This is a genomic window from Rhodococcus sp. ARC_M12 (genome assembly GCF_022810385.1).
Lineage (GTDB): Bacteria > Actinomycetota > Actinomycetes > Mycobacteriales > Mycobacteriaceae > Rhodococcoides > Rhodococcoides navarretei.
Genome location: NZ_JALGQI010000003.1, coordinates 217,792 through 234,235, shown reverse-complemented (window position 1 = coordinate 234,235; position 16,444 = coordinate 217,792). Strand labels below are relative to the sequence as shown.

Below are 16,444 nucleotides of genomic sequence, written 5' to 3'. Positions count from 1 at the left end.
GGCGGCCCCGGTCGAACCTCGGAGGAAGGTGAACACGTGACATCCATTGCACAGCAGTCTGTTTCGGTAACCGGTGTCAGCAGAATCGCCACTCTCGATGTGATTCGTGGTGTTGCATTGTGCGGCATCATCTTTGTCAACATCGGGCCACTCACCGGCTTCCGCACCGCACCGGGCCTCTACGAGCGTCCTTCGCTCGACAACACAGGCGGCTGGTTGCACCTTCTCGTGCAACAACGCTTCTTCCCGATCTTCGCTCTGCTCTTCGGCATCGGATTTGCGATGTTCTACGAGTCCGCTGCCCGCCGAGTGGTACGTCCCCGGCTACTACTGCTCCGGCGACTGCTGCTCCTGCTCGCCATCGGAATCCCGTTCAACGTGCTCCAACCCGGATCTGCGTTGCTACCGCTGGCGGTGGTCGGCCTGGTCATCTTGCTTCCGAGCACGTGGATGTCGCGGCGGGTCTCCGCGGTTGTGGCACTGGCGCTCATCGTGGGGAGCCTTGTCCTCGCGGGCGGTGGAATCAGCCTGACTCCGGGGATGCTCCTTCTGGGTGCGGTCCTCACCCGGTACGGTGTCATGCCGGCCATCGGTCGGTCGCGCCGTGGTGCGACGATCGTGCTGATCGTCGGTGCAGTTGCCGCGGTCCCGCTGATCTTCCTGCAGACCAAAACAATCGAGATGTCGAATTACAGTACAGAGTCCGCTGCAGCGGGTCTGGCTGTCGCAGGGGTGTACGTTTCGTCGCTCGCCTTGCTGATGACAACCGGTATGTCTCGAATTCTGGAAGCGGCCTTCGGTCCGTTGGGCAGGATGGCCTTGACCAATTACGTCGGTGCCGCACCGTTGATGCTGGCGGCGGGGTGGGTGTTGAACTTCTCCGACAGCTCCTCGTGGGCAACACTGTTGGGCACGGCAGGCGCGATACTCCTCGCACAATGGGTCGCCAGCGTGTTGTGGCTAAGGCGCTTCACTCGAGGACCGCTCGAATGGTTGTGGCGGTGGGGCACGTGGGGACATCGGCAGCCCGTTCGCCGGCACATCACCACGACCCACTGATTGCGCGGACCCTATCGTTCTTGACTGTGTGCCGACGACATAGTGCGTAATGGACGTATGCGTACTCACCGAGGACTGAAAGCGGGTGCGGCTGTGGCAGCATTGGTGTTGCTCGCGTCCTGCAGCCAGAACACCACACCCCAGGACAGCGAGCCCCAAGCCGGACCTCTCGACACGTTCTACAGCCAGCAATTGAACTTCGTGGATTGTGCCCCGCCTGCCTCGAACCTCTCGCCTGGCGAAACTGGTAGGTCACCAATGGAATTCGAGTGCGCACGCATGGATGTGCCACTCGACTACACGAATCCCGACGGGGAGATTGCCGAGATCGCGCTCTCCCGGGTTCCTGCACGTTCGGCTGATCCGATCGGTTCCATCGTGCTGAACCCAGGTGGGCCCGGGTTCTCGGGGACCGAGTTCGCGGCAACCACCGCAGGCGCGTGGGCGCAGAGCGACCTCACCGACAGGTTCGACCTGGTCGGGTTCGATCCGCGTGGTGTGGGTGCGTCGACACCCGCGGTGAACTGCTTCGACGACGACGAGCGTGAATCCGACGCGATCAGCGCTGCGATCAGCGTTCTGCCGCATGCGAAGTCCGAAGAATCGACCCGCGAATTCTATGAGAACTGCGCCGCAGGGTCCGGGGGAGAGGACGCGCTGGCCCACCTGGGCACCCGTGATGTCGCACGCGACATGGATGTCATGCGCGCTGCGCTGGGCGACGACGAGCTCACCTACGCGGGTGCGAGTTACGGAACCCGACTGGGCGCCGTGTACGCAGAGATGTTCCCGGGGAACGTCAGGGCGCTCGTTCTCGATGGTGCGATGGATCCATTCGCCGGAACGAAGGAGCGACGCGTTCAGCAGGCCGACGGTATGCAACGTGCGTTCGACGAGCTCGCAAAGTTCTGTGCCGCACAACCCGATTGCGCGCTGGGACCGGATCCGGCACAGGCAACCGAGGTCTTCCACAGCCTCGTGCGGCCCCTGGTCGACGCACCACTGCCGGCGGCAGACGGTCGTGAACTGACATTCACCAAAGCAATCGGGGGCGTCGTCCTCGGCCTGTATTCGCAGGAGGCGTGGCAGCCCGTCGTCATGAGTCTTGCCCAACTGCGTGACGGCCGAGGAGACTCACTGATTGCGCTGAACGATATCTACCAGGGACGCAACAGCACGAACGGAACCTACGCGAACACACTCGAAGCGACGGGTGCGATCAACTGCATCGACGAGGAACGCCACAGTCCGGTTCAGGAATCGGCGCTCATTCGCGTAGTGTTCGATGCGAGTCCGTTCGTCGATTCGGGACGGTCGGCAGAGAGCGCGCGGGATACATGCGAGCAATGGCCTGTCGAGCCCACATTGGGCTACCCCTACGCGACCGAAATCGAAGGATTACCAGACACTTTGACGGTCTCCGTGACCGGTGACGCGTTGACTCCGCACCAGGGTGCCATCAACCTTGCGGACGCACTCGGTGGAAGCCTGTTGACCGTCGAGGGTGAGCAGCACGGATCGATCATCGCGGGGAACGCCTGCACAGACGACATCGTTGCCGACTACCTCATCGACCTCGTGACGCCCCCCGACGACTCACGCTGCGTCCTGTGACGGGAGACCGGTCACCGGTGTCGCTGACGAGCGATGACGGTGGCACGAAGCAGTACGTCGAGTTGGGCAGTGTTGTAGAACTCTCGGATGGTCTCGGCGATGGCCTCTCCCGCCAACGACGGGCTTCCCATCAGACGGGAATTCGGTTCGCTCATCCACGGGTACTCGACCAATGCTTTGGCGATGGTGTCCGCGAACTCGTCGGCGAGGCGTGTACGCGTGTCCTCATCAGCGTCCGCGGGCAAAGCTTCGAACGCGATTGTCGCCGCGTCGTCGTCGGATTCGATGATGTCTCGGACATCGTCCATAGCTTCGGTGTCGTATACCTGCGAGTAGACCAGCGCCATGGATCGCTCGGCCGGAGTCATGCCCAGTGCGGTGCGCTCGAGGCCGGCCGGGACCTCGGTGATCGATCCGTGCTCAAGCAACAACGCGATTTGGGCGCGAGTGCGAAGGCTGCTTGCAATGACGTCGGCAAGATTCGCGTCGATGGCGGTGAGTACGTCGGCCGAGGTTCCGACGCCCGAACCGGTGGCCTGGATCTCCGCGAGTGGTACGCCGATGTCGCGTAGCCGTCTGATTTGCAGGAGTCGCACCAGGTGCGTGACGCCGTATTGCTTGTAACCGTTGGAGCGACGATATGGCTCGTCCAGCAATCCGCACCGATGGTAGTGCCGGACGGTGTTGACGGTGGTCGTCGCCAACTCTGCAAGCTCACTGGTGCTCCATGTCATGGGCACCCCTTTGCTCGAATCGATCGGAGCCCAACCCTAGCGCCGAAGTGGCAAGAAGCGGTACGAGCCGACCCAGCGTCGGGACACTCACCTGGCCCATTCCGCACGGCCCTGGCGCATTGTGCGCCGTACCCCATCAGTTCGGCGCGGTTCGCGGCCGGACAAGAGAAAGGCACATATGACACACACCTTCGAGGTCACTTGGATGCTGGATGGCATCACCATGGAAGGCACGGTGGTCTGCCCCGAAGGTGACGGGCCTTTTTCTGCAGTGGTTTTCGTGGCCGGTAGCGGGCCGACCGACCGCGATTGGTGTTCGCCCCTGCTGCCCGGCGAAAATGGGAGCGCTCGGCTCATGGCAGAGGCGTTCGCCGATGCGGGTATCGCCTCTCTTCGTTACGACAAGCGGGCATCCGGTGCACACGCGATGGACAACGTCGAGACGCTGACCGGCAAAATGAGTATGCAATCGCATCTGGACGAGCTGGTCGATGCCGTCACGGTGCTCTCCGGGCTGGAGTGCGTCGATTCCGCGAGGATCGTGGGGTTCGGGAACAGTGAAGGAACTCTGCACGTGCTCCATTACGCCACGACAACCCATGACGTCCCCTTTGCGGGAATCGTCCTCGCGGCACCACCTGGTCGGCCGATACGGGAATTGCTGCTTGCGCAATTGGGGCAGCAGACCAACCAGATTTCTGGTGGCAGCGAGCTGATGGCGAAAGTTCGGGAAGCCGCTGAGAACTTCACAGTCGGTCGACCGATGAATGCTGACCCGAGCTTGCCGGACAGCGTGAAGACAGTGCTCGCCGGATTCGAAGAACCGGCGAATCTGCCGTTCATCCGCGAGCTGTGGGTCGAGTCTGCGGCCGATTCGCTCGGGAAGGTGCAGATCCCTGCGCTGGTGCTGATCGGCGCCAAAGACGTCCAGATCGATATGCACGCCGATGGCGTTCCTCTCGAAGAGGTCGCCGCTGGGATGGCGAACGTGACCTTCGCCTTCCCGGCCAATGCGAATCATGTGTTCAAAGAAGACCTGCGCACGCCTGCGGACATCGCCGCGTCGCCAGGGAGCGGATACAACGAGCCGGGCACGCATCTCGACCCTGAAAGTATGCAGACGGTTCTCGCCTGGCTTGCGCAGCACATCCTCTCGACAGAGATGGCGACGTGAACGTGAAGTCGTTTGCGGGAAAGGGCTTTCTGGTCGTTGCTCTCGCAGCGACGCTGGGGAGCTCGACCCTGACTGCGGCGACAGCAGGGGCGTGGTCCGGTGACCGTGACGAATACGGTCAGTTCGTCGGCGACGCAGGTGTGCTCGACTATCAGGTGCATCTTCCGACCGGTTACGATCCGTCCTCGCCGACACCGATCATGGTTGCCCTTCACGGTTGTGGCATGACGGGGTACGGGATCAATTCGATGAAGGACACGACCCGGTTCGACGTCGTCGCGAACGAGGAGGACTTCATTGTCGTCTACCCGACGCAGACCTTCGACCGAAGCCCTCAACTGTGTTGGAATGCAATCGAACCGGCCCATCAACGTCGGGGCAGTGGGGAACCGGCATTGATTGCAGGAGTGACGGAATCGGTGATCGCGAAGTACAACGGTGACCGGTCGAATGTGCACGTGTCCGGTGCGTCGTCGGGCGCGGGTCTTGCTGTCGCGATGGCCGTGACATATCCCGATGTGTTCGCGACGGTGACGTCGACGGCCGGGGGCGAGTACAGCTACGACAAGGCCCAGCACGATCTGGACCGTGTCACCCCTGATTACACCGCAAGCCTGGCCGTTGCCGAAATGGGTGATCGCGCGAGATATGTTCCGCTGCTGGTGGTTCAGGGGGACCGTGACGACGTCGTACGGCCGGTCATGGCCGAACGGTTGACTGCGCAGTGGCTGGCGATCGGTGACGCACTGGGTGAACCGGCGTCGATGATCGAATCCGCTCGGGTCGAAGGACAAGACAAGTATCCGTACACGTACACCCGCTACGGCGACGAGGGCGGGCGGCCGTCGGCCATCGAGTCCTACCTCGTCGAAGGTATGGGTCATGTCTGGCCCGGTCCCGGCACGGGCTTGTTCACCGACGCTGCGGGCATAGATGCCTCGCGTGTGTCGTGGCAATTCGCGGAGGCGCACACCACGCCTATCTAGCGGGCTGTGTGCACTGCGGGAATCGCATTGCTATCCAGAGAAAATGGCCGGTCGATGACATCGGTCATGGTTCGGACGTGCAGATAGCGGTGTGTTTCGATGTTCGGGTGCACTGGTGGCCGCTGCTCCGTTCGGACAGGCTTCTAGTCATGAACAGAACAGGAATGAACCATCCGCACACTCCTCCCGATCGTCGCGAAACAAGCTCGCAGGGAATCACTCTCGGCACCTTCATCGCAGACGGAATGCGTCTCGGTCCCGCCCCCACTCGTGGCCGGGAGGCTGTTGCTGCGATCGGCGCGGTCGTTGCGTTGGGCATCGTGTTGGGTGTGCTGCAGCCCGGAGTCATCGTCTCCGCGGTCGCGGCCGGAGCCGGTGTGGCAATCTTCGCAGTCCGTTGGATCGTCGGAACCCGCAAGTGGGGCCAGCGATGAGCGCGGTGATCGCGGCCCGCGGGTTGCGTCGGGTGTACGGAACGGGAGACGACGCATTCGAGGCAGTGAAGGGCATCGACATCGACGTCGCAGAGGGGGAGGTCTTCGCGCTACTCGGTACGAACGGGGCAGGCAAGACCTCGACCTTCGACCTGTTGGAAGGCCTGCTGGCACCGACGTCGGGGGAGGTGGAAGTCTTCGGACACGATCCTCGGTTGGAGCGCAAGAAGGTCCGTCCGCAGATCGGCATCATGTTGCAGTCCGGCGGATTGCCGGCCGAGTTGACGATCGCCGAGACGCTGGAGATGTGGCGCGGTACCTGCAGCAATCCCACCACAACGGCAGCGGTCCTGGCGCAGGTCGACCTCACGGACCGGGCTGATGTTCGGGTGGGATCGCTGTCGGGCGGCGAGAAGCGTCGAGTCGACCTCGCATGCGCTTTGCTCGGCCAGCCGCGGTTGCTGTTTCTGGACGAGCCGACCACGGGCCTCGATCCCGAAAGTCGCCGAGCCACATGGAAGTTGCTGGCCGGACTCAAAGCATCCGGCGTGACAATCCTTCTCACGACGCACTACCTCGATGAGGCCGAAGCCCTCGCCGACACTATCGCGATCATGCACAAGGGTGAGATCGCGCGCCGCGGAACGCTTCGGAACATCGTCGACGAGCATCCTGCCCGGATCGTCTTCGATCACCCCGGTTTGATGTTGCCGTCGTGGGACGGCGCGACCGTCGACGCCGGGGCGAGGGTCACGGTCTACACCCACCACTTGCAACGACATCTGTCCGAGCTGCTGGCCTGGGCCGGTGCCCACGGCGTTCAGCTGACCGGTCTCGAAGCGCGAGCCGCATCACTCGAATCCGTATTCCTCGACATTGCCGCCGACCATTCCGCGTCGCCGACGTCCACCCCCGAATTGATCGGAGCATCATGACCACCACGACCACCGCGCCGCCCTCCGTGGGGTTCGGCCGGCGCCCGCTGTCCTCCCTGGCCGTCGCTGAATATCGACAGTTCATCCGCAACAAGACTCTCGTCGTCATGGGCACTCTGTTTCCGGTGGCGATTCCCCTCGCGACCTTCTTCATCGCGCGCAACAACTCCGGGGCTACCGTCGGTGTGGCCACCACCGGACTGGAAATGTTCGCCCTGATGGCGCTGCTGTTCGTGATGTACTACTCGGTTCTCTCGATGGTCACGACCCGGCGCGGTGAGGGCGTACTGAAGCGGCTACGAACGGGCGAGGCTGCCGACTGGCAGATTCAGGTGGCACCCGCTGTGCCAGGGGCGTTACTCACCCTCATCGGTGCCGTCATCGTAGGAGGGGTGATCTACGGAGCCGGCTCGCCGGTCCCCGTCAATGCCATCGTCCTCGTTCTCGCGCTGCTCGGCGGAATAATCGTGTTCTCGCTGCTGGCACTGGCGACCAGCGCGGTCACCAAGAACGCCGAGGCTGCCCAGATCACGTCACTGCCGGTGATGATCATCGCGATGGTCGGTCAGGATTCCATCCGGACTCTACTGCCCGATCGTCTCGGTTCTGTGGTCGATTGGACACCGTTCGCCGCGTTGTCCGACCTGATCTCGCTGGGCTCGGCAGGGCTGCCGGCAACAGCCCCCGAGGGAGCGGTTGCCGCGAACTTCATGGGAACTTTCGCCGAGGTGGGCCAGCCGCTCGCCACTCTGGGGCTGTGGACCCTGCTGACGCTCTGGATTGTCAAGACAAGCTTTCGTTGGGACGACCGAGGATGACACAGATGGCCATCGGGTGGCGTGAGTTGTCGGAGCCGGCCAAGTACCGGCTCTACGCACAGGTCACGCTCCTGGCGGCTATCGCGTCGGTCACGGTTTTCGCGGGCATCACCGCCGCCGGCGCCCCTTGGGCGTCGGCGACGGTCGTGATGTCAGGGCTTGCCTCGCTTGCCGCCTTGCTCAGCCGGGCCGATCTGTTCGCCGGGTCGAACCCCGCGCTGCGACGCTGGGGATTGCCGGTAGGAGCGGTAGCCCTGGCTGTGGTGTGGGCATCCTGCGCCATTGCAGCAGAGCTGGCCACCGACACGTCGGGCGTAGCTGCCGTTCGCGCAACGGGTTTCGCGGCGACGCTCTTCGCAGCGCAGTCGATAGTCCCGTTCATTCGGTATCGGTGGTGGGTCGTCCTTGGGATGAGTGTCGCCACCGGAGCGGTCTTCGGAGCAACTACCGGCAAGGCGGTGCAAATGATGGCGCTTACCGGTCTGATCTCGGGTGTCCTGTTCTCCAGCACCCTTCTGACGCGGTGGGGGCTCCGGATAGTGGAAGAGCTCGAGCGCGCAAAGACTGTCGAGGCGCGGTTACAGGTAGCGGAAGAACGACTTCGTTTTGCTCGTGACCTCCACGACGTCGTTGGGCGCAGTTTCTCGGCCATCGCGGTGAAAAGTGAACTCGCCTCCACATTGGCCAAAGCCGGCGCACACGACCGTGCTCGCATCGAGATGGACGAGGTCAAAACCGTAGCGGTCGAGTCCATGAACCGGATGCGAGCACTCGTTCGGGGGTACCGTGACATCAACCTGGACGGAGAAGTGGCCGGCGCTCGCTCGTTGCTCGCGGCGGCAGGATGCCTGCTCGACATCGAGGGCGACCCGTCGAACGTCCCGGCGCGCTTCCATGAGGTATCCGCCTGGGTAGTGCGAGAAGGGACGACGAACATCGTGAAGCACTCCACGGCGACCTCGGCGACGATGACTCTCGGGAAGGCTGGAATGTCACTGCGTAACAACGGAGTTCTCGCGTCAGCCCAGACGCCGCGGGATCACGCCCAGCAGACGGGCCTCCGTGGGCTGACCGAACGGCTGACGTCGGTCGATGCCGGTCTGGACACGACCTCGAATCGGAACGAATTCCTGCTCGAAGTCCATTGGGAAACAACGTGATACCGGTACTGCTGGCCGACGACGAGAACCTGGTGCGAACGGCAATGGCGGCCATGCTCGATCTCGAAACGGACATCGACGTGATCGCCGACGTCGAGTCGGGCGAAGATCTGATTGCGATCTGGCGGCGTCGCGTCGACCGTGGGGAGAGCGCTGCCGTCGCTGTGATCGATCTGCAGATGCCGGGAATCGACGGGATCGACACGGCAATCGAGCTGCTGGCGATCACTCCCAAGGCCGGCATCGTGATCGTCACCAGCCATGGTCGGCCCGGATATCTCAAGCGTGCTCTCACAGCCGGAGTGCGAGGATTTCTACCGAAGACCATTTCGTCGGCAACGCTGGCCGAGGTGATCCATACGATTGCGGCGGGCGGACGCCACGTCGATCCGCAACTGGCGGCGGAGGCGATCAGCACCGGTGACACCGTCCTGACCGGCCGCGAAGCGGATGTGCTGGAGTACGCCATCGACGGTGCATCGATCGACGAAATCGCTGTTCGCGCACATTTGTCGACCGGGACGACTCGCAATTACCTGTCGGCAGCGATGGGCAAACTGGGTGCGTCCAACCGATACGAGGCTGCGTTGAAGGCACGCAGGTTCGGCTGGATCTGACTCGCCTCCGCCTCCTGCTGTCCATGGCACTATTCTCGTTTCGTTCCCGGCGGTGCTCTCGGCGTGCAGGAACCTGTCGGTAGGAGGCGAACGCACGTTGCTTCGGTGATGCGCGTACGGTCACCTGTGCCCGTCGGGGGTCGTAGTTGCTGAGTTTCTCGCGCACGTCAACAAGTGTGAACGTTGCACAGTCAGGGACCCGTTTCCCATGATCGACCCTTCTGGAATTGCACTGGAATCGGCAGCGGCCACAAAGTTCGATGCCGAGGTGTCGGCTGCAGTGTCGGCACCGACTCGAACGCTGCTACAGCCGATAGTCCCGCCGCGCTACTATCCCGACAGCGCCCTCGAGTCGGTCGAGACGTTCCGGGAACTGCTGCTCTCGCACAGCTCCATCGAGAGCCTCCTACAGGGCCTGTGCGAGCGGGTAGCGGCAGTCGTTCCGGGTACGGACATGGTCGGGGTGACCCTCCTGCACAATCGATCACGAGGTCCGGCGACGGTCGCGTGCACCGATTCTCGGGTCGTGGCCATCGAATCCGATCAATATCTGACGGACGAAGGTCCAGGCTTGGAGGCAGCGCGAACCGGCCGGATCGTGTGCGTTCGTGTCGGCGACGCCTGGACTCGCTGGCCGAAGTTCGCTTCCGAGGCAGCTGATGTCGGGGTGCGAAGCTACCTGTCCGCACCACTGGCAGTCGATTCCGAGCACGCCGGCTCACTCAACCTGTACAGCTTCGACGAGCACGGGTTCAACGATATCGACGAAGTGCTGGTGATGATGTTCGTGACCGCGGCGCAAACGACGGTATACAACTCCAGGCTGCTAGTTGAAGCTCTGTCCGAGGTCGAGGGACTGCGCACTGCCATGCTGACCCGTTCTACCATCGACCAGGCCAAGGGAATTCTGATGGCGGTGCGGGCAATATCCCCGGACGCTGCGTTCGCCGCGCTGTCGGAACAGTCGCAACGCGAAAACACCCGGATCAAGGATCTCGCGGCCCGACTGGTCGACACCGTCGTGGGCGGTCACCGCGAGCTGTGACAACCAAACACAATCCGTTGAACAGCGCAGGTCGTCAGCGCAGCTACGGGATCCCCGAGCGAGACATCAGTGGGCTGCTTTGTATGCCTCTTTGATTTCCGACGAGATTCGGCCGCGGCGGCTGATGTCGTACCCGCCAGCGGCTGCCCATTGCCGAACCGCCTTGCCCCGACCCGGTTCGATTTCTACAACGATCGTCGGTGTAGGGGTCCGTGCGCCGGCCGAGAACGTTTTGCGTCTGCGACCGCCCACTCGGGTGGCGTATTTGATGTAGCGATCGAGTTTCCGGTGGAACTCGGTCGCGTTCGAGCTCTTGAGATCGATGACGTAGTCGACCCCGGAGACTGAGAATTCAACTGTCTCCCCTGATTCGTCGGCGATGCGGGACCCGTCCATATCATCGACAAACTCGATCGACACAATCTTGGCCATGATGTCGCGTCACCTCAGGTTCGAAAAAATTTTGTGCGCCAGCGCAACTGTAGACGAAATGTCAAGGAAATCTCGTATGTCCGGATGAATGTGCATTGCCTGAGCTGCCGAATGCCTGCAGTTTGTCGGCTCGGGTAGACGCGGTAGGAAAGGGCAGTCCTGACAATGAGTTTGCCGCATCGATGACTCCGGTCACTGGGCACCGGGCGTCGTCATGCACTGGCGTGGAGCGGCAACAATTCACGGCCGAAGGAACCCTGCAGAGGAAGTCGGCAAATCTAAGGGCGGGATTGACGTAGCTCGAACCCGTTCGGTAGAACTGCATCGATTCCCTCTCCAGGCTCTGAGGGTAAGATCGCGGATATGGCTGCGCCGAAACGTGTTCCGATCCTGAGGTGAGATTCGGCATCGGGATGCAGTCCGTCGGGCAGCGGCAGATCGGCGAAGTCGTCCTCGCCGTACAGGTCGAGTCCGTCGAGGTAGTACAAGTTGGGGTCCGTTGTCGAACGTCGTCGGACAACCTCTGCCAGCGCGCTCCGGACAACGGTCAGAGTCAGCTTCCCTGCGCCAGGACTTCCGGTCGCTATGAAACGGACTTCGCCGACCGCGAGCGCTACGGGATCGAAAGCGCCTGGGCCTGGGATGTTCTCGTGGATTGCACAGTAGAGCGGCGATACGACGACAACAGGAGTAGTTGGATGTCCGTCACGGATCGTGTCCAGGAAACCCTCTACCGCAGGGACGAAGGCGCGAAGGCTCATGGCATCGGTGTTGACAAGGTTGATGCCGATTTCGAGGCTGATGAGATCGGCCGCTGTGTCGCGTACGACGCGTGCGACGAACGGATCGAGGAGGGCGCTTCCCGCGAATCCCAGGTTCACCAGATCGAGACCGAGGGTCGACGCCGCGAGAGCCGGGAACGTCGCGCTCGGTCCTGATGCGTTGGAACCTTGGCTGATCGAGCTTCCGTAGTGCAGCCATGTTCTCGGGGGTGCAGGGTCCGGTTCCACCGGAGCGTCGGTGGACAGTCCGATCAGGGTGACTCTTTCGTTGTGCGGCAGCCAGATCTGAATGCTCTTCTCGACGCTTATATCGCCGGGTTCGAACGCTATGGTGCTGGGGCTTCCGGGCTGAAACTCTTCGGCTCCTGTGCTCACATCGATCGTGATCGTGTCGCCCCCGATCGCGACGGCCCGTTCGCGGAATTCCCCGTTCACCACCATGTCGTATGCGCCGTCGGGCCGTGCAGGTAATCCGAGATACACCCGTTTGGTGGGGAGTACGGCGAGTTCGATGTGAGCGGCGGCCGTACGAAACATCAGACGAACACCGGACGGATGTGCCTGTGCCAACGAGAATTGCACGTCGGGAAGGCGTTCACGTGCCCATGCCGGGAGCCGATGCGGCACCAACCCGTCGGAGGTGCGTTCGTGGTCGAGGGCGCCGCGCAGCAAATCGGGGGTGATGGGTGTTGCTGTCATGCTCATGGGCGCACCCTACGCCTTTCCGAATCCCACTCCGTCCCCAATCTCGTAGTGACACAATGAAGATGACACCATTCGTAGTGAGAATGGCCGGTAGGTGACTTGGCGGCCACTGGGGCAACACAAGCGAGCTGGATGATTGTTCAGAGTGTGCAACGAGTGTCCTCACCCTGTTCCTTTACGTCACCGCACTACGCGAACGAGCCGCAGCAGGAACGCAACTCACCGAGCCTGCGGCTGCGGTCGGCTGACGTGCATACCGAACTTTGTGCGGACAAGGGTTCCCAGCGCCCAATATGGTTGTCATGCGAGACGTGCAGCGGTGGTGAAGTCTTCCATGAGCTCGCCACCTGGCACCGAATGTAATTAGGCAGTTGCCTAAAGGTGTTAGGTAGCTGTACGGTTCTCCTCAACCGACTAGGAGGCCGACATGGCACGCGCTGGATCGAACGTCGATCGCATCGTTCGCGCTGGAGCGGATCTGGCCGACGAAGTCGGTTTCGATCGGGTGACTGCGAGCGAGGTCGCACGGCGTTTCGACGTCAAGGTTGCCAGTTTGTATTCGCATCTGAAGAGCGCGCACGAGTTGAACGTCGGCATCGCATTGTTGGCGCTGGACGAACTCGCCGACCGGGTTTCGGAAGCGTTGGCGGGCCGGGCCGGCAAGGATGCGTTGATCGCTGTGGCGAATGTGTACCTCGACTACTCGCGTGAGTATCCCGGCCGGTACACGGCAACCCAATTCCCACTCGATCACGAGACTGCGATCAACAGTGCCGGCGTACGCCATTCGGCGATGATGACGGCAATTCTGCGGGGATACGACCTCGACGAAACCGATCGGGTCCATGCGATCAGATTGTTGGGCAGCATCTTTCATGGATACGCCACTCTGGATGCATCCGGCGCATTCAGCCACAGTAGTCCGGACTCGCAGCAGTCGTGGACACGCATCCTCGACGGAATCGACACTCTCCTACAGCAGTGGAGGCAGAAACAATGAAACGCTTGTCCGGCCCCGACATCAGAACGTCGTTCATCAACTCGACCAAGGGCGACGCCACCCGGCTCACTCTCCCTGCCGCACTCGAGTCGGTTCCGTGGGACGATATGGATTTCCTCGGCTGGATCGACCCCAAGCTATTGGGCAAATCCTATCTTGTTGTACCGCAAAAAGATCGGCTGCTCGGTATAGCGATGCGCTTCAAGGCCGGTGGTCCACGTAAGGCGCAGATGTGCAGCATCTGCCTCACCACACACGCCAACGGCGGAGTATCCCTGATGGCCGCAGCGAAAGCCGGGGAATCAGGGCGGCGCGGCAACTCCGTCGGGACGTACATCTGCTCGGATCTCGCCTGCTCGCTCTATGCACGTAAAAAGAAGACCCCCGCGCTGGGGCGACAGTTCAAGGAAGACTTCGACGTCGAGAGCCGCACCGCGACGCTCCGAGACAACGTCGACGCATTCGTAGGCCGCGTTCTGAGCTGATGGCACGTGCCGTCGCCACGAGCGGCCCTCGCCGCACTCGCAGAGTCCATCGGTCCGCCAACAGGTTTCGATCCATGGTCCTTGCCGCCACAAAGGTCGATAGTCGATGCGCTCAACTTTCCCCCTTCGGTTGGTACACACGGCGAGTGTTGTGCGGAGTTGGCGGCACGGCCGCTCACCGACCGACAGATTCGCTGGTCGAGGTGGGTCCGCTGCCGGTCCACTTCGACAACGCTCCTGAACACCTCGGTGTGAAACCAATTCAGGTTCTCGATACCTGAATCAGTGAGGTCGCAGACCATCCCTCTGTTCGACGTCCACCGGACGTCGAACAGAGGCCGCGAAGCGATAGCGGCTCGAACCCGCACTGTCACGTCGAGCGCCGGATGGTCTCTTATCTGCGTGCACACGGCGCGCACCCTTCACCCATTTCCGCAACAAGCCCTATGGAGGACCACAGCATGTCGACACCAACATCCGAGGCCAGCCGTACACGGACAGTCGATACCAGCCTGGTGGTCGCCGTGCTTGCCCTCACCGGAATCGTCGTCTCGTTGATGCAGACGTTGATCATTCCGCTGATTCCGCAACTTCCTGCCCTGCTCGACGCGTCAGCTGCTGACACCGCATGGTCCGTCACCGCTACCCTCCTCGCCGGTGCCGTTGCGGTGCCCGTCGTCGGCCGACTCGGCGACATGTTCGGCAAACGTCTGATGCTTCTCATCAGCCTCGCACTCTTGATCGCTGGATCGATTACCGGTGCTCTCAGCGAATCACTGATCCCTCTGATCATCGGCCGCGCCCTACAAGGCCTAGCAGCAGGTGTCATTCCCCTGGGGCTCAGCATCATTCGCGACGTTCTCCCGCGTGAGAAAGTCGCGGGTGCAACCGCCACCATGGGTGCATCACTCGGGGTAGGTGGTGCACTCGGCTTGCCCGCTGCCGCTCTGATCGCCCAATACGCCGACTGGCACATCCTCTTCTGGATCTCGGCGGGGCTCGGGCTCGTAGTGGCCGGCTTGGTCGTTGTCACGGTTCCAGAATCCGAGGTGCGAACAGGGGGAGTGTTCGACGCGGTCGGAGCTGTCGGCCTCGCTGTCGCGCTCGTCGCGTTGCTACTCGCCATCTCCAAGGGATCTGTGTGGGGCTGGAGCAGTTCGACAACGCTGGGATTGATAGCCCTTGCAGGGGTTTCGCTTTTCTTCTGGGGTTGGTGGGAACTGCGCACCAGACAGCCACTCGTCGACCTGCGTGTGTCCTCCCGTCGTCAGGTCTTGTTGACCAACCTCGCCTCGGTCGTGTTCGGATTCTCGATGTTCGCAATGACTTTGGTGTTCCCGCAGGTCCTTCAGATGCCGACCGAGACAGGTTTCGGTCTCGGCCGGTCGATGCTGGTCACCGGGCTGGTGATGGCACCGTCGGGAATCGTCATGATGTTGATCGCACCGCTGTCGTCGCGAATTACGACCACCCGCGGTCCCAAGACGACGCTGATGATCGCCGCGGTTGTCGTCGCGGCCGGGTACATCTTCGGCGTCGTCACGATGAGCGCTGTCTGGCATCTCGTCGCGATCTCGTGCATCATCGGCGCCGGAATAGGAATGGCGTACGGCGCGATGCCCGCCCTGATCATGGGAGCCGTACCGCCGTCGGAGTCCGCTGCCGCGAACGGCCTCAATGCTTTGATGCGTTCGCTCGGCACCTCGATGGCCAGCGCTGTCGCAGGCGTGATACTCGCGCAGATGACCATCACGCTCGAATCGACCGAATTGCCTGCACAGGAGGGGTTCCGGGTCATCATGGCTCTGGCCGCGCTTGCAGCGATCATTGCACTGGCGCTCGCGGCGTTCCTTCCGCCTTCTGTAGCTACCGGATCGACTGTCGCCACTGGGCAGGGGATGAAGAAGAAGGATCCGGCACCGCAGCGCAATTGATTCGAGAAGCAAGGGAATCCGCCGACGTTGTCGAAGTATGCGTCGATCTCGCGTTGGCTACGTCTGCGAGGAGGCCGTCCAGTCACCGTCGTGGTAGTCGACCGTCGAATGTCCGAACCGTGGTGCATGATCGGCGGACATCGGATGCTTCGGTCGAAAGGACTTACGTCATGCCAGTTGGACCAGAGGCGGTACCCGGCGTCACCGTCGTCGTCTCGCACAAGACCCTGCCGAATCAACGCGACGCCGTTCGGGCTCTGTGGGAAAAGCGCATGGCACCGGCCGTACTCGACAATTCCGGGCATCTCGCCTACTACTACGGCCTCGATTCCGACGATCCGGATGGCATCACAGCGTTTCAGCACTACAGAACCGCCGAGGACGCGCTCGAGTTTCTCCGGCATCCCACTTATCTTGCGTACGAACGCGAAGTGGCTCCACTGCTGGCCGCCGCACCTGAGGTACGCAGGCTCATTCCGACGTGGATCAAGAAGGAGTCATAGGGGGCGATCGGCGTCGCACAGCCGCCG

At 62.2% G+C, this 16,444-nt stretch carries 17 protein-coding genes; 14 read left to right on the top strand and 3 right to left on the bottom strand.

All coding sequences use genetic code 11. The features are described 5' to 3' along the window. The first annotated feature begins 36 nt into the window (after positions 1–36). Both MTX35_RS25965 and MTX35_RS06370 read left to right on the top strand, forming a co-directional pair. Complete coding sequence (locus tag MTX35_RS25965) at positions 37–1,059, top strand: DUF418 domain-containing protein (protein WP_243594155.1); 1,023 nt, start codon at positions 37–39, stop codon at positions 1,057–1,059. 279 nt (positions 1,060–1,338) lie between these two features. Continuing rightward, entirely contained in the window at positions 1,339–2,673 is a 1,335-nt protein-coding gene (locus MTX35_RS06370; protein WP_243594154.1) for an alpha/beta hydrolase, read from the top strand. Positions 2,674–2,684: 11 nt separating this feature from the next. Here MTX35_RS06370 and MTX35_RS06365 read toward each other — a convergent pair whose 3' ends face one another. Beyond that, positions 2,685–3,407 carry a MerR family transcriptional regulator gene (locus MTX35_RS06365; RefSeq protein ID WP_243594153.1) on the bottom strand — a complete coding sequence of 241 codons (723 nt, stop codon included), beginning with the start codon at positions 3,405–3,407 and terminating at the stop codon, positions 2,685–2,687. Positions 3,408–3,585: 178 nt separating this feature from the next. Here MTX35_RS06365 and MTX35_RS06360 point away from each other — a divergent pair, with 178 nt between their 5' ends. From MTX35_RS06360 to MTX35_RS06325, 8 genes are all read left to right on the top strand, one after another. Further along, positions 3,586–4,581 (top strand): alpha/beta hydrolase, encoded by a 996-nt coding sequence (locus MTX35_RS06360; RefSeq protein ID WP_243594152.1) that lies wholly within the window; start codon positions 3,586–3,588, stop codon positions 4,579–4,581. Then, positions 4,578–5,567, top strand: a complete 990-nt coding sequence (locus MTX35_RS06355) for a PHB depolymerase family esterase (protein ID WP_243594151.1) — start codon at positions 4,578–4,580, stop codon at positions 5,565–5,567. Before MTX35_RS06360 ends, MTX35_RS06355 begins: the two co-directional genes overlap by 4 nt. 149 nt (positions 5,568–5,716) lie before the next feature. Further along, on the top strand, positions 5,717–6,001 hold the full coding sequence (locus MTX35_RS06350) for a hypothetical protein (RefSeq protein WP_243594150.1): 285 nt from the start codon (positions 5,717–5,719) through the stop codon (positions 5,999–6,001). Then, positions 5,998–6,936, top strand: a complete 939-nt coding sequence (locus MTX35_RS06345) for an ABC transporter ATP-binding protein (RefSeq protein ID WP_243594149.1) — start codon at positions 5,998–6,000, stop codon at positions 6,934–6,936. Before MTX35_RS06350 ends, MTX35_RS06345 begins: the two co-directional genes overlap by 4 nt. After that, the gene (locus MTX35_RS06340) at positions 6,933–7,754 is read left to right on the top strand and encodes an ABC transporter permease (protein WP_243594148.1); all 822 of its coding nucleotides are present in this window, start codon (positions 6,933–6,935) and stop codon (positions 7,752–7,754) included. The genes MTX35_RS06345 and MTX35_RS06340 overlap by 4 nt, the downstream gene beginning before the upstream one ends. 5 nt (positions 7,755–7,759) lie before the next feature. After that, complete coding sequence (locus MTX35_RS06335; protein WP_243594147.1) at positions 7,760–8,914, top strand: sensor histidine kinase; 1,155 nt, start codon at positions 7,760–7,762, stop codon at positions 8,912–8,914. Continuing rightward, positions 8,911–9,531 (top strand): DNA-binding response regulator, encoded by a 621-nt coding sequence (locus tag MTX35_RS06330; protein WP_243594146.1) that lies wholly within the window; start codon positions 8,911–8,913, stop codon positions 9,529–9,531. Before MTX35_RS06335 ends, MTX35_RS06330 begins: the two co-directional genes overlap by 4 nt. Positions 9,532–9,739: 208 nt before the next feature. Further along, positions 9,740–10,576, top strand: a complete 837-nt coding sequence (locus tag MTX35_RS06325; protein ID WP_243594145.1) for a GAF and ANTAR domain-containing protein — start codon at positions 9,740–9,742, stop codon at positions 10,574–10,576. 66 nt (positions 10,577–10,642) lie between these two features. Here MTX35_RS06325 and MTX35_RS06320 read toward each other — a convergent pair whose 3' ends face one another. After that, entirely contained in the window at positions 10,643–11,008 is a 366-nt protein-coding gene (locus tag MTX35_RS06320; protein WP_243594144.1) for an Lsr2 family protein, read from the bottom strand. 278 nt (positions 11,009–11,286) lie between these two features. Beyond that, positions 11,287–12,495, bottom strand: a complete 1,209-nt coding sequence (locus MTX35_RS06315) for an SGNH/GDSL hydrolase family protein (RefSeq protein ID WP_308198107.1) — start codon at positions 12,493–12,495, stop codon at positions 11,287–11,289. A 427-nt stretch (positions 12,496–12,922) separates the two neighbouring features. Between MTX35_RS06315 and MTX35_RS06310 the strand changes: the two genes are divergently transcribed. From MTX35_RS06310 to MTX35_RS06295, 4 genes are all read left to right on the top strand, one after another. Beyond that, complete coding sequence (locus tag MTX35_RS06310) at positions 12,923–13,495, top strand: TetR/AcrR family transcriptional regulator (protein ID WP_243594143.1); 573 nt, start codon at positions 12,923–12,925, stop codon at positions 13,493–13,495. Beyond that, entirely contained in the window at positions 13,492–13,980 is a 489-nt protein-coding gene (locus tag MTX35_RS06305) for an FBP domain-containing protein (RefSeq protein WP_243594142.1), read from the top strand. Before MTX35_RS06310 ends, MTX35_RS06305 begins: the two co-directional genes overlap by 4 nt. A 461-nt stretch (positions 13,981–14,441) precedes the next feature. Then, the gene (locus MTX35_RS06300) at positions 14,442–15,914 is read left to right on the top strand and encodes an MFS transporter (RefSeq protein WP_243594141.1); all 1,473 of its coding nucleotides are present in this window, start codon (positions 14,442–14,444) and stop codon (positions 15,912–15,914) included. Positions 15,915–16,084: 170 nt separating this feature from the next. Continuing rightward, entirely contained in the window at positions 16,085–16,417 is a 333-nt protein-coding gene (locus MTX35_RS06295) for a putative quinol monooxygenase (protein WP_243594140.1), read from the top strand. The last annotated feature ends 27 nt before the right edge of the window (positions 16,418–16,444 follow it).